Origin of the sequence: Psychrobacter sp. P11F6, from assembly GCF_001435295.1 — a bacterium.
In the GTDB taxonomy this organism is placed as follows: domain Bacteria; phylum Pseudomonadota; class Gammaproteobacteria; order Pseudomonadales; family Moraxellaceae; genus Psychrobacter.
This window is the reverse complement of the sequence record NZ_CM003594.1, coordinates 3170625-3183471: the sequence shown is the minus strand read 5'-3', so window position 1 is coordinate 3183471 and position 12847 is coordinate 3170625. Positions and strand designations below refer to the sequence as shown.

Annotated in this window: 11 protein-coding genes; 4 read left to right on the top strand and 7 right to left on the bottom strand. The window is 42.9% G+C overall.

What is annotated here, in order from left to right; translation table 11 throughout:
- The first annotated feature begins 83 nt into the window (after positions 1–83).
- On the top strand, positions 84–383 hold the full coding sequence (locus tag AK822_RS13145; protein ID WP_045445928.1) for an integration host factor subunit alpha: 300 nt from the start codon (positions 84–86) through the stop codon (positions 381–383).
- Between the two features lie 234 nt (positions 384–617).
- Here the strand turns inward: AK822_RS13145 and AK822_RS13140 are convergent, their stop codons facing one another.
- A complete protein-coding gene (locus AK822_RS13140) occupies positions 618–974 on the bottom strand; it encodes a hypothetical protein (protein WP_045452446.1) in 357 nt (118 codons plus the stop codon).
- Between the two features lie 518 nt (positions 975–1492).
- Between AK822_RS13140 and AK822_RS13135 the strand changes: the two genes are divergently transcribed.
- Positions 1493–2383, top strand: coding sequence for a KPN_02809 family neutral zinc metallopeptidase (locus AK822_RS13135; protein WP_045452448.1), 891 nt, complete (start codon positions 1493–1495; stop codon positions 2381–2383).
- A gap of 184 nt (positions 2384–2567) precedes the next feature.
- Here the strand turns inward: AK822_RS13135 and AK822_RS13130 are convergent, their stop codons facing one another.
- From AK822_RS13130 to trxA, 3 genes are all read right to left on the bottom strand, one after another.
- Complete coding sequence (locus AK822_RS13130; RefSeq protein ID WP_055125335.1) at positions 2568–2807, bottom strand: hypothetical protein; 240 nt, start codon at positions 2805–2807, stop codon at positions 2568–2570.
- A 580-nt stretch (positions 2808–3387) separates the two neighbouring features.
- Positions 3388–4656, bottom strand: a complete 1269-nt coding sequence (gene rho / locus AK822_RS13125; protein ID WP_055125334.1) for a transcription termination factor Rho — start codon at positions 4654–4656, stop codon at positions 3388–3390.
- A 526-nt stretch (positions 4657–5182) separates the two neighbouring features.
- A complete protein-coding gene (gene trxA, locus AK822_RS13120) occupies positions 5183–5509 on the bottom strand; it encodes a thioredoxin (RefSeq protein WP_060491956.1) in 327 nt (108 codons plus the stop codon).
- Between the two features lie 369 nt (positions 5510–5878).
- On the opposite strand from trxA, the gene AK822_RS13115 reads away from it, so the two are divergent.
- Both AK822_RS13115 and AK822_RS13110 read left to right on the top strand, forming a co-directional pair.
- Positions 5879–6592, top strand: coding sequence for an RluA family pseudouridine synthase (locus AK822_RS13115; protein WP_060491955.1), 714 nt, complete (start codon positions 5879–5881; stop codon positions 6590–6592).
- 53 nt (positions 6593–6645) lie between these two features.
- On the top strand, positions 6646–8271 hold the full coding sequence (locus AK822_RS13110; RefSeq protein ID WP_060491954.1) for a flavin-containing monooxygenase: 1626 nt from the start codon (positions 6646–6648) through the stop codon (positions 8269–8271).
- 34 nt (positions 8272–8305) lie between these two features.
- Here the strand turns inward: AK822_RS13110 and AK822_RS13105 are convergent, their stop codons facing one another.
- From AK822_RS13105 to AK822_RS13095, 3 genes are all read right to left on the bottom strand, one after another.
- Complete coding sequence (locus AK822_RS13105; RefSeq protein ID WP_060491953.1) at positions 8306–9247, bottom strand: D-2-hydroxyacid dehydrogenase; 942 nt, start codon at positions 9245–9247, stop codon at positions 8306–8308.
- Positions 9248–9446: 199 nt separating this feature from the next.
- Positions 9447–10403 carry a response regulator gene (locus AK822_RS13100; protein WP_060491952.1) on the bottom strand — a complete coding sequence of 319 codons (957 nt, stop codon included), beginning with the start codon at positions 10401–10403 and terminating at the stop codon, positions 9447–9449.
- A 79-nt stretch (positions 10404–10482) separates the two neighbouring features.
- Positions 10483–12795: a sensor histidine kinase gene (locus AK822_RS13095; protein WP_060491951.1), complete on the bottom strand. Its 2313-nt coding sequence runs from the start codon at positions 12793–12795 to the stop codon at positions 10483–10485.
- Positions 12796–12847: the final 52 nt, after the last annotated feature.

The window sequence follows — 12847 nt, the reverse complement described above, 5'->3', positions numbered from 1 at the left end:
AAAACCTTTATAATAGCTAGCATTAACCCTCATACCGCTAAACCATGATATTCGACATCACGACATAGCATAGGAGTCGTACTGTGAGCACCTTAACCAAATCTGACATGATTGAGCATTTGATGAGTCATCTTGACCTAACACGCCAAGAAGGCCGCTGTTTGGTAGAGAATTTCTTTGATGAATTGTCAGAGAGTTTAATTGATGGCAAAGAGGTCAAGCTTTCAGGCTTTGGCAACTTCGAGCTTAAAGATAAAAATAGCCGTCCAGGTCGCAACCCTAAGACAGGGGAGCCAGTCGCTGTATCAGCACGCCGCGTGGTGACTTTCAAAACAGGGCAAAAATTCCGTCAACAAGTTGATGAGCGTCTCTTTGACGAGTAGCAGTAACTGTCAATCGTATAAAACTGAACATATAAATATATCATGACTTCATGATGGTTGTTAAAGTTGCGCTTTATTATTAATGTGAGATGGTGGATCTACATTTGATCAGAGACATTAAATATCATATTTAGCTATGAATAACCATGAACGATGGCAAATGACACGCACAAAAAAAGAGAGCTTAGGCTCTCTTTTTTTTACTACAGTATTTCTATCATATAAACGATAAAATTACTGAGCTGGTTCTTCAATAACTACAACTTCGTCAGCTGCGTCTACAGCTGGAGTTTCGCTAGCTACGTCAACGCTAGTAGTAGTACCGTCTACAGGTACTTCAGCATCGATTTCGTCAGTAGCAGTAGCAACTTGAGCATCAGCGATGTCAGCTTCAGCTTCAGCAACAGCAGCGTCAGCATCAGCAGTTACTTCGCCTTCAGCAGCAGCTTCGTTTAGCTCTTCTGATGCATCTTGCACTTCTTCTTGTGCGTCAGATAAATCTTCAGCAGCGTTTTCTTTGTTGCTGTCACAGGCAGTAAGGCCCATAGTTGCAGTCATGATACCAGCTAGAGCAAGTAATTTTAAGTTCATAAGGTTTTCTCCGGGAAAATGAAATGATCAGTAGCAGCAAAAAAGGTTGAAAGCTGAGATTTCTCAGAATTCAACTAGTCTTAGTTACAGCTACTCAGCTTTCACGCATTCTATAGGATTTCTATATAAATAGAAATAGGCTGTACAATTAAGTAACAATAAAATTGTAAATAGTGTTTTACATCACTTATTCGTTATAATTTTTAATACAACGAGCCAAATTAATAGACGTATAATCAATGACATCAACCTATTTTGATGACTTTTTCGATGTCTTGATTTCTACTATGCTTTTTAAACATCTATTGTATCTATTAGGGGTTTAATAGTCATTAAATGTCTTGATTAGTGCAATATCAAGAGCCTAGTAAAGTAGCGTTTATCAAAAATACTTTGTCACTACTTACGTATCAGAAATCGGATTTGATCAAAAAATAAAGAATTGAGTCAAAATTACACTATATAAAAAATCATCAATACGAGTAGCAATATATATCGTATATTTGAGGAATGAAACAATGAAATGGCAAGGTAGACGCGGCAGTTCCAATGTGCGCACCAGCAGTGGTGGCGGCAAAATGATAGGCGGTGGTATCGGTGGTATTATTATTGCTGGCATTTTATGGCTAGTATTTGGGGTAAATCCAATGACCGCTTTACAGACGGGTCAAGTAGTAGCAGGCGGTGGCAATAGCAGTGCCGCTACCGAACCTGCGACAAGTAACGATCGAGATACGCAGTTTGTCAAAGTAGTATTGGCTGATACTGAAGAAGTTTGGCATCAGATATTTAAAGAAGCAGGCAGCACCTATCAGGAGCCATCATTGATTCTCTTCAATGGTCAAGTTAGCTCAGCCTGCGGCAGTGCTAGCTCCGCGACGGGCCCGTTTTATTGCCCAGGCGATCAGACTGTCTATTTAGACAAATCTTTCTTTGTAGAAATGCGCCAAAATCTCGGTATAACGGGTGATAAGCAAGGCTCTGGCGACCAAGATAATCAAGGTAAAGCGGGTGATTTTGCGCAAGCTTATGTTATTGCGCATGAAGTTGGTCACCACGTACAGACTTTGTTAGGCATTAGCCAGCAAGTTAATGAAGCCAGCCGTCAAGTCACTCGTGCACAAGCCAATAAGCTATCAGTACTACAAGAACTGCAAGCTGATTGTTTTGCTGGGGTTTGGGCACAACGCAACCAAGAGCGTGTACAGTTTTTGGAGGCAGGTGATATTGATGAGGCTATCAATGCCGCTGGTCAAATTGGTGATGATCGTTTAGCGCGTGCTAGCGGTGGAGCAGTCGTACCTGATAATTTCACTCATGGCACCAGTCAGCAGCGTGTTCAGTGGTTCACTCGTGGTTTGGAAAGTGGCAACGTGCAGTCTTGTGATACTTTTAGCGGGGCGCTATAAGTGTACTGGATATCATGATAAGCGGATTTACTTTCAACTCATGAGTTAGAAACAAAAAAGCCCGCAATATCGATTGCAGGCTTTTTGTATTTTAGAGCGTTTTAGCCATATTCAATAGATTTAAAATACACACAGTTAAAATGCTTAAAAACGGTCTTGATAGCACCAAATAATCATTTAGCGATTATCTGCTGTTGTTAAGAATGTAAGCACCAGCGCCACCTACTGCAGCACCACCAAGTGCGCCACGAGCGATGTCTTTGCTATCGCCGCCACTTCTAATAAGTGCACCAGCAGCAGCGCCGGCAGCAGCACCTTTAGCGGTATTGCTCAAGCCACTATTGTATCCGTTAGTTGCACAGCCACCCATGATAAGGGCAGAGCTAGTAAGAGCAGTCATTGCGATAGTTTTAGCAAATTTCATAGTATCACCTGTTAGGTTATCAAGTTAGTTTATCAAACTCAAAATACGATATTTTTATTACCACTAATTTTAATACCGATAGTAGGTTGTATTAAAATATTTGGGCAAGTATCTTAGAATAATCTATTGTGCTACCGCAAGACATACAAAGGTCTGCATTAGTAAGGATTACATCAAGGATGTTAAATATCTCGAAAATTATACTGCTATCAACACGTGATAGCAGAGTATATCTATACTGGCTCCTATACTAACCCATATAATAATTTCTAGGCGTAGTAAAAGCGCTAAGCTTTGCAAATAGCCTGTAAAGGATGTTTCTCCACTGTATCGTTGGTAGGGGTTTTGCTTAGGGTTATTGTATTTATATTGATAGTAAGCTAACTGTTTTTAAAAATAGTGCTTTTGGCGTCTAATAGTGAGGTATTAAGGTCTGTTCTCATTTTTATTGCCATTCTTAAATTCAGGACATGCCTGAATATATAAAAAATGAATACAAAAAGAAAAGACCGCACGAATGCGGTCTTTTCTGCTTAAGTGGCTTATCTATTGAGTATGGGAAAGCAGCACGGATCTATCATTAGTTCTGTGATTTACGCTTCATCTGCTCAAAGAATTCATCATTGGTTTTCGCTTCTTTTAAGCGGTCCAGTAAGAACTCAGTGGCTTGTACACCATCCATCGGCTGTAATAGCTTGCGTAAAATCCAAACCTTGCGCAGTTTATCTTCATCAAGCAGACGCTCTTCACGGCGTGTACCAGATTTTTTGATATTAATCGCAGGGAAGACACGTTTTTCAGCCAGATCGCGCTCAAGCGTAATCTCTTGGTTACCAGTACCTTTGAACTCTTCAAAGATAACGCTGTCCATTTTACTACCCGTATCGATAAGCGCACTGGCAATAATGGTCAAACTACCACCTTCTTCAACATTACGAGCAGCACCGAAGAAGCGTTTTGGGCGTTCTAACGCATTGGCATCCAGACCACCGGTTAACACTTTACCTGACGATGGAATAACCGTGTTATAAGCACGCGCCAAACGAGTAATTGAATCCAGTAAAATAACCACGTCTTGTTTGTGCTCGACCAAACGTTTGGCTTTTTCGATAACCATTTCAGCGACTTGTACATGACGCTGTGGCGGCTCATCAAAGGTAGAGGCAACCACTTCGCCGCGTACCGTACGTACCATTTCGGTGACTTCTTCTGGACGCTCATCAATCAATAGGACAATTAAGTAGCATTCAGGGTTATTACGAGTGATCGACTGAGCAATGGTCTGTAGCAGCATCGTTTTACCCGCTTTCGGCGGTGCAACAATGATAGAACGCTGACCTTTACCAATCGGCGCGATTAGATCGATGATACGACCCGTCAGATCCTCAGTGGTACCATTACCAAGCTCGAGTTTTAAATGCTCAGTTGGGAATAGTGGTGTCAGGTTTTCAAAGATAAGCTTATGACGTGAGCGATCTGGGGTATCAAAGTTGATTTCGCCAACTTTCAATAACGCAAAATAACGTTCAGAATCTTTTGGTGGACGAATCGTACCAGCGATACTATCACCCGTCTTGAGACTAAAGCGACGAATTTGGCTAGGGCTGACATAAATGTCATCAGGACCGGCTAAGTATGAGCCTTCTGATGAGCGTAAAAAGCCAAAACCATCCGGAAGAACCTCAAGTACGCCGTCACCATAAATGGCTTCACCGTTCCGCGCATGGGTTTTTAGGATAGCAAAGATGATGTCTTGTTTACGGCTACGCGCCATATTATCAAGACCCATTTCTTTGGCGATAGCCAATAGCTCAGCGATTGATTTTTTCTTTAATTCAGTAAGATTCATAGATAGGTCATTAGCAATTGATCAGATGAGAGATGCCATTAGCAGCACAAGTCACGACAGTGATTAAAACAACGATAGTATGGTGATAGAGGGTGCGTGCACAGAGCTGGATTTATGTAGTTTGGATATTACGTGTCAGCTTATATACGAATTGCAATCGTTTATGCAAGGTAATAAGAAATAAGGATAAAGAAGTCTACATAAGAGTCTGCGTCAAAAACTCAATATCAGTAATTGTGTTTAGTCATTTCGTTCAGCAATGGTGTTTATAACGACGATTGTGTTTTTGTTGATAAACACGAGGAGAATAGCGATAAGACAGTTAGGAAAACCGTTAGTTTTCTGTTGTCAGCAGACTATACGGTCTTCACAACAGTATTGTCAATAAATTTTGCCAAAAAAGTCGTCTAATTGAGTTTTTTGCATAAAAAACAAGCAAAAAAGCCACTATCTACGTTAGATAATGGCTTTTTCGACGGTGTTGCTGTCTCTTTAGAATGCTGATGCAAAACGAGCAAGTCTCAACTTAGAGATGCTTGTCTAACACTTTTGCCAATTCAGCTTTTGGCTGTAGACCCATCACTGAGTCAACCTTTTCGCCATCTTTAAAGACAAATAGTGTTGGGATATTACGGATACCAAAACGGCTGGCTGCTTGTGGGTTGCTATCCACATCAACTTTGACGATTTTAACTTTGCCTTGGTACTCAGTGGCTAGATCTTCTAAAATAGGGGCGATTGCTTTACAAGGACCACACCATGCTGCCCAGAAGTCTACCAATACTGGCACATCTGATTGCAATACGTCTTTGTCAAAGTCGGCATCGGTAGTATGTAAAATAAGGTCTGACATAATTTATCTCTCTTGTTTTATTATTTCTATCGCCATCCATCAACTAATATATTTGTTGCATAATAGAATGATGAGTGACCAAAGAAGCGTTTAGAAGTGGTTAAAATGTGCCATTATATTAACATGTTTGCTCAGGGTTAACAGATGCAGGCTGGTTAAATTGTTTAACAATTACGATTAGCACAATAAATCGACACATAACGACACAGGCATGGTTTTATCTGTCACTTGATAATCCTGTCTGTGTCTTTTGCTCAAAAATAAGCGGTTTATAACACTATATCTATACTCTAATATCTACCACTTAAGACAGCTTTCATATGTAAGCTCATTAATCATTCAAGCCCATTTATATAAGTGCCTATTTTTATGCCTTTTACTGCTGAAGAAGTCAACGCCCTCAATGCTCAAGAAAACGCCTATCCGCTTGAGTTTTTTCAAGCATTTGCGCAACAGATTACTGTCTACGAAGATGATGATATTTGGGTGGTTGATAAGCCTGTAGGTCTGTTGAGTGTCGATGGCAAAACGCTCAAGGTCAGTTTGCTGGCGAGACTTGAGCGTGCCAATCCCGCAGTCAAGCTGATTCATCGTCTGGATATGGATACCTCAGGGCTGCTCATTTTTGCCAAGAATGCCGAAGCACAAACCCATATTAGTAAGCAATTCATTGAACGGCTGCCACAAAAAAAATATCAGGCACGCGTCTTTGGAGAGTGGGAGCGTGCCGGCGCAACGGGTGAAATATCCGTACCAGTGCGCTATGAGCCGGAGACGAAACCGCGCCATATCGTCGATCCTAGCTGGTCAAAGCATGCCTTAACTTTATATGAAGTCATCAGCCATGAGCAATGCAACGGTCAGACAGTCACGCGCGTAATGCTAAAGCCGGTCACGGGTCGTAGTCATCAGCTGCGCGTCCATATGGTGCATGTTGGTCATGTGATGATTGGCGATCCTATTTATGCAGAAGGCACGGCTTTAGCGATTGCGCCAAGGCTTAATCTCCATGCTCAGCAATTGCGTCTCAAGCATCCTACGTTTGGTGCGTGGATGGATTGGGAAAGCCCAAGCCCTTTTTAAATGAATTTATGTCAAATTTTTTAAACCCATCATGCAAAAACAAGGAACGTATTATGCTTGATATGACGGCAGCCAAACAGGCAGTTAAGAAACGCTTCAAACCTCAATCGGCACTCTCAGACACACCAGTGGATTATGAAGTACTGATTATCGGTGCAGGAATTGCCGGTATTGGTATGGCGTGCCGATTGCAGCAGCAAAAACACAAAGGACTGTTTGGTTATAAAAGTCCAAGTACGCAGAAACGCAAATCATCAAAACAACAGCAGAAAAGTGCACAGCGATTTTTGGTGTTAGAAAAACGAGCAAATTTGGGTGGTACATGGGATTTATTTACCTATCCAGGCATCCGCTCTGACTCTGATGCCTTGACGTTTGGCTACAGTTTCAGACCATGGCTAAATCACAGGATTTTGGCAAAAGGCGGTGATATTAAAAGCTATATTGCTGATACGGCGCGTGAGTTTGGTATCAGCGAACATATTCGCTATCAGCACGAGGTGCAGCAGCTGTCTTGGTCAAGTAGCCATCAACAATGGACGGCGATGGTAAAAAATCATGCCAGCGGTGAGGTGTTTACGGTAACGGCAAAGTTCGTCGTTGGCGCCACGGGTTACTACGATTATGAACAAGGTTATCGTCCTTCTTTTAATAAAGAAGCAGATTTTCAAGGTGAGATCATTCATCCGCAGCATTGGCAAAATGTGGATTATGACGATAAGAAGGTAGTTATTATCGGTAGCGGTGCCACAGCGATGACATTGCTGCCAGCTTTGGCGGATGAAACCGGTGGGCAATGCGCTCGTCACGTCACTATGCTACAGCGTTCTCCCACGTATGTGGCAAGTGTACCGGGCGATGATTATACGCTTGATTGGCTAGCAGGCAGATTTTCACCGTTGTCGAAAGAGCAAGCTTATACGCTGCTGCGTACTCGTAATGTATTGATTCAACAAGGCACTTATCGAGCGGCTATATTGGCACCCAAGCTTATGAAAGCGTTATTAAAACGCGGTGTCAAAACAGAGCTAAAGGGTAGCGGTATCGATGTGGCACATTTTGTACCGGACTATAATCCTTGGGATCAGCGAATATGTGCGGTGCCAGACAGTGATTTATTCAAAGCATTGCATGGCACACGCGCCAGCGTCGTCACCGATCAAATCAGCCATTTTACCAAGACGGGCATCATGCTCGAATCGGGTAACTCTCTCGATGCTGATATCATCGTCATAGCGACAGGACTAAAGCTACAAATGCTCGGCGGCGCTAAAGTATATATCGATGGGCAAGCAATCGATATCGGCTCGCGCATGACCTATAAGGCGGTGATGATTGAAGAGTTGCCAAATATGGTGGCGCTATTTGGCTATACCAATGCCTCATGGACGCTAAAAATCGATTTGGCGTGTCAGTATGTGATGCGACTGCTGGGCTATATGCATCAGCATCGCTATCAAGTGGTATTGCCACAAGCACAGACTAAAGATGCCAAAGCGCTTACGCAGACAGATACGGTGATGGGCGCGCTATCCTCAGGATATGTCAAGCGCGCTCAACACGAGCTACCCAAGCAAGGCGATGTCTATCCTTGGCGGGTGACAAACAACTACCTAAGCGACCGCATCATGCTCAAACATCGCAAAATAAAAGATGATTGGTTACGTTTTAGTCGTTAAGGTCGCTTGGTTACAGTCGTTTGCTCAATGTTTTTTAATGGCTATTAATAAAATCAGCAACTTGTTTGCTTAAGATCTGCCACAAGGTTTCTTGCGCGCTTTTGCTGCCCCACGCATTATGCGGGCTGAATATAACGCGCGGATGCTTGGCAATGGTCAATAAAGGGTCGTCAGCGGTGATTGGCTCTTGCTCAAAAACGTCGCTGGCGTAGCCGATGATTTGCTCATTGTTAATGGCATCAGTCAGCGCTTGGCTATCCACGATGCCACCACGAGCGACATTGACGATGAGCGGCTGTTTGACCATTTTTGCTAAAGTATCTGCATTAATCAGGTGCTGAGTTTTCTCGTTTAATGGGCAGTGCAAGCTCAGTACATCAGACTGCGCCAGTACGTCGTCAAACGCAGTATAGTCGTCATTGCGCGGTGCGCGTCCTTGTTGCTCCGCCCACAATACTGTCATTCCAAAAGCGCGCGCAATGTCGGTCACGCGTTTGCCGATGGTACCGACCCCAATAATACCTAGCGTTTTATCTTCCAAATCTATTAGCGGAATATCCAGTAGGCAAAAATTACCGTTTGCCTGCCATGTGCCATCAGCGACTTTTTGATGATAATAAATACCCGCGCGCATGGCGTTGAGCATGAGCATAAAGGTATGTTCGGGCACACTTTTGACTGCATAACCTGCGACATTATAAAGCGCCACATGGTGCTCAATACAAGCGTCTTGATCGACGTTGTTCATACCAGTAGCGGTCAGTTGAATGAGCTTGAGCTTGGGCAATTTGCTTATCACTTCAGCGCTGATTTGCACTTTATTGGTGATAATGATGTCGGCGTCTTTGCAGCGCTCTACGATAACAGCAGCATCTTTTGGGGTATCATCATAAGTGAGGTAATCGCTGATGCCGTCTGGGGCTGGCAAGTCGATGCCATCAGAAAAAGTGCCTTTATCTAAAAAAACCGCGCGCATGGTTATTCCTTATTAAATAGTTATTTTAAAATGATTTTAATAATGATCGACTTAATGTAGCACGTTGGTGATTTTAGTCAAAAAGCACGTCAAAAAATCCATCAAAAAAGTACAAAGCAAAAAACCTCTACTTCAATATTGAAATAGAGGTTTTGTTGATTGAGACGGTAGTCTTTTGTGCTTATTTGGTTTTATGCACTTATAAAGAAAAGCGTTTACGCAATTTGCCAATAAGGCTACGTACGCGACTACTCAAGTCAATACGAACGTCGTTTTCAGGGTCATGCTCGACTTCATAGCGTTTGACCAAATCAGGGCTGGATTTCAGCTTCGCATGATGCTGAAACGCACGGTTGACGCTAATCTCAAGCAGACTGGCGCGCATCGGTTTCGGCAAGCAGCGATAGACTTGACCTTTATTAATCAAATCAATCAGCAAGCCAGCGTCTTGAAATTCAGTCTGTACCAAAACCACTAAATGCGGCGCATCTTGTTTTAAGGTAAAGATAATCGGCGCGATATTCTCACCACTGACATTGATATCGGTGATACAAACACCGATATCTTCATTCGCCAAGTAATCGTACGCTTCTTCTAAACTCTCAGCGTGCAGTACTTTATAACTGTGAGAAAATTGCTTACGTATTTGCTCAATCAACTCATTGGTTTCATCGATCACCAGCAGTGTTTGCTTATTACCTGAACTGTCGAATTGGTCGGCATCTTCGTCTGGATTATAGGTCAAGGCGATTTCGGTAGCGCGTCCGACCACGGTGATCAGCTCTTCAGATTTACAAGGCTTAGTCAAATAACGATAAATCTCACCATCGTTAATAGAGCCAATAATGGCGTTTAAATCGGCATAGCCCGTCAATAAAATACGCATGGTAGACGGTGAGACATCTTTTACTTCACGTAAGATATCCACACCGACTCGCTCAGGCATCCGCTGGTCACTGACCGCCACGTGTACATGGTTGTTCTTGATATAGTCAATATACTCAGTCGGGTCGGTGGTGATAAACACGTCATGGGTCTTACGAAACAGCAGTTTCATAGACCGTAAAATGCGTTGTTCATCGTCGATAAATGCCAACTTCGGCTTTGACTCAGCGCTGCTTTCAACTGTGGTTAAGTCATTTTCTAATTCATTCATGATGATATCCTTATGATGATGAATAATAGTCGTTAAATATCTAAATATGTTCTACGTAACAGGACAGCTGACCCAGCGCTTACGCGACTAGGTTTTGCTCTGTTAAGTTATTATTAATCGGCAGTATTAACGTAAATGTGGTGCCAACGCCTTCGGTCGATACGACTTTGATATCGCCATTATGTTGCTCCATAATTTGCTGACTGATTGCCATACCAAGACCAGTGCCTTCACCTGCGCCTTTGGTCGTAAAGAACGGCTCAAAGATTTGATTGAGAACTTCTGGACTCATACCTTTACCGTTGTCTATGACATCAATATAAACATGGTGATCATCGGCACGGGTGCGCACTTCGATTTTGCCATCAGGTTTTTCTCCCATGGCTTGCGCGGCATTGTTCAGTAGATTGACCAAGACTTGGTTAATTTGCGACGGTGAGCATTTCACTTCAGGCGTGGGCGCAAAATCAGTCACAATCTCTTGATGTCTAATGGAGTTGCCAGCGATTTTAAGCGAGGCTTCGATACATTCGCGCACATCGATGGTTTTTACTTTTGACTCATCAAGACGGGCAAAGTTGCGTAGGTTTAGTACCATCTCAGTGATTTGCTCGACGCCAAATAACGAATCTTTAATCAGCTCTTTTAATTCAGCTGATAGGTCGTCTTCTTGGATTTCATCAGAAGCACGGATAATATCTGCCAATAGCTTGTCAATTTTGCCATCAGTCACCGCGTCAGTTTTAACGCTTTTTAATCCTTGTACCAATTCAATCAGCTCTTCGTATTGCTCAGTTAACTGACCAATAATTTCAAGATTATTTTGCACGTATGATAAAGGTGTGTTCACTTCATGAGCAACGCCTGCCACCATTTGTCCCAACGTTGCCATTTTTTCTGAACGAATCAATTGTAGCTGCGAGTTTTTCAGCTCTTTTAGCGTCTCTTGTAGCTCAGCGGTACGTTCTTCGACTTTAATCTCTAGCTGTTGGTTAATGTTGGCAAGCTTACCTTCGTTAGACTGGATTCGGTCTAGTAGGTCATTAATAGAGCCGTTCACCAGTCCAATCTCGTTGCGACCTTCTGCGAATTTAACCTCGCTCAGCTTATTGTATTGCTTATTATTAATTAAGTTTTCCGCTTGCGAGATTTTATCAGTGGTTTCTTTCAAGGGTTTGAATGCTAAGAAGGTCAGCATGAAGTAAATGACGCCAGCCGTAATCAATAGTGCTAATGCAATCCAGTTAACCAAGTTTTCGCTGAGATTATCTGCAATGGCGTTAATTTCAGCATCAGGTTGGACAACGATCAGCTTCCAATAAGTCTCAGGAATCTCAAACACATAGGCTTGACTGCCGTTATAGTAACTGTCTTTTGTCAACTCAAAGCTCTGTAATAAGCGGCTGTCCATGGCGTTTTGCTTGTTTTCACCGTTATTCAGGTAAGCGGCGTAGTTCACCAAATAATAGCCCTTTGCCGTACCAGTCTCAGCTTTATCAAGCGTGGTCAGTACCTGCTGAACTTGTGGTGAGACGCTAGCGGCGACTTGTTCGATGATCTCATTACGTTGGACATCTAAGAAATCAAGCACGGGTTGCCAAGCAGGGTCTGAGTTGATGACTTGTTTGATATCAAGCGGCGTACCCGTTTTCTCATCAATATAGCTTAAGCGTTCAGGGTTAGAGGAGGCGATCACCTTGTCACTATTATCCAAGAGTAGAATGTAGCCTGAGCCTGAGCTTTCGCTTAACTTGACGATGTTTTCTTGTAGCTGATTCAGCGTAAAGTTAACCGTGCTGGCACCCCAAAACTGATTGTCACGCTCGATTGCCACACCGCAGCTCATCGCAAGCTCGCCTTTGGTTTGGCTGGCGCGCACATGGTTCCAAATACAGCTCTCAGGTTTGAGCAGTTTTAAGACGCTAAACCAATCTTCTTGATAATAAGGATTGGTAGGATTTGGATCGCTCAACACCGCTTGATAATCACCGTTTTGGCGAACCATCAAAAATGGATGGGTCGCGGTATTTGCCCCAAGTGCGCCTTTTTCAGGCCAAATACCACCACTACCTAATAGGCTATAATCACGCTTATCAAAGGCATTGGCAGTACTGGTTTGTAAAATTGCTTCTTCTGTGGGCAAGGTTTGCGCGCTTTGCTGTAGTAGCAAGGCACTACGCATCACCCGATTGATATCGGCTGAAATACTATTTACCGCGGTATTGCCACGTTCAGCCACCAATTTTGCAGATTCAAGGCGGATTTTCTCATAGCCCTCTTTATCAACAACATAAACGACGACCGCCAGTACGACCGCAAAAGCAATAAATAAAATAGTGGTTACTTGGGTACTGACTTGATTAAAAAAGCCAACTTTTTTGGAGGCACTCATGATGGTGATAGTCCTTGGATAATAGTGACCACGAAGAAGAGTGCCAATGCTA

Bases quoted from the DNA above. Each gene is read 5' to 3' on its own strand.
- trxA (WP_060491956.1), bottom strand. From the start codon at position 5,509: ATGTCAGACCTTATTTTACATACTACCGATGCCGACTTTGACAAAGAC.
- AK822_RS13110 (WP_060491954.1), top strand. From the start codon at position 6,646: ATGCTTGATATGACGGCAGCCAAACAGGCAGTTAAGAAACGCTTCAAA.
- AK822_RS13095 (WP_060491951.1), bottom strand. From the start codon at position 12,795: ATGAGTGCCTCCAAAAAAGTTGGCTTTTTTAATCAAGTCAGTACCCAA.
- AK822_RS13100 (WP_060491952.1), bottom strand. From the start codon at position 10,403: ATGAATGAATTAGAAAATGACTTAACCACAGTTGAAAGCAGCGCTGAG.
- rho (WP_055125334.1), bottom strand. From the start codon at position 4,656: ATGAATCTTACTGAATTAAAGAAAAAATCAATCGCTGAGCTATTGGCT.
- AK822_RS13115 (WP_060491955.1), top strand. From the start codon at position 5,879: ATGCCTTTTACTGCTGAAGAAGTCAACGCCCTCAATGCTCAAGAAAAC.
- AK822_RS13135 (WP_045452448.1), top strand. From the start codon at position 1,493: ATGAAATGGCAAGGTAGACGCGGCAGTTCCAATGTGCGCACCAGCAGT.
- AK822_RS13130 (WP_055125335.1), bottom strand. From the start codon at position 2,807: ATGAAATTTGCTAAAACTATCGCAATGACTGCTCTTACTAGCTCTGCC.
- AK822_RS13140 (WP_045452446.1), bottom strand. From the start codon at position 974: ATGAACTTAAAATTACTTGCTCTAGCTGGTATCATGACTGCAACTATG.
- AK822_RS13105 (WP_060491953.1), bottom strand. From the start codon at position 9,247: ATGCGCGCGGTTTTTTTAGATAAAGGCACTTTTTCTGATGGCATCGAC.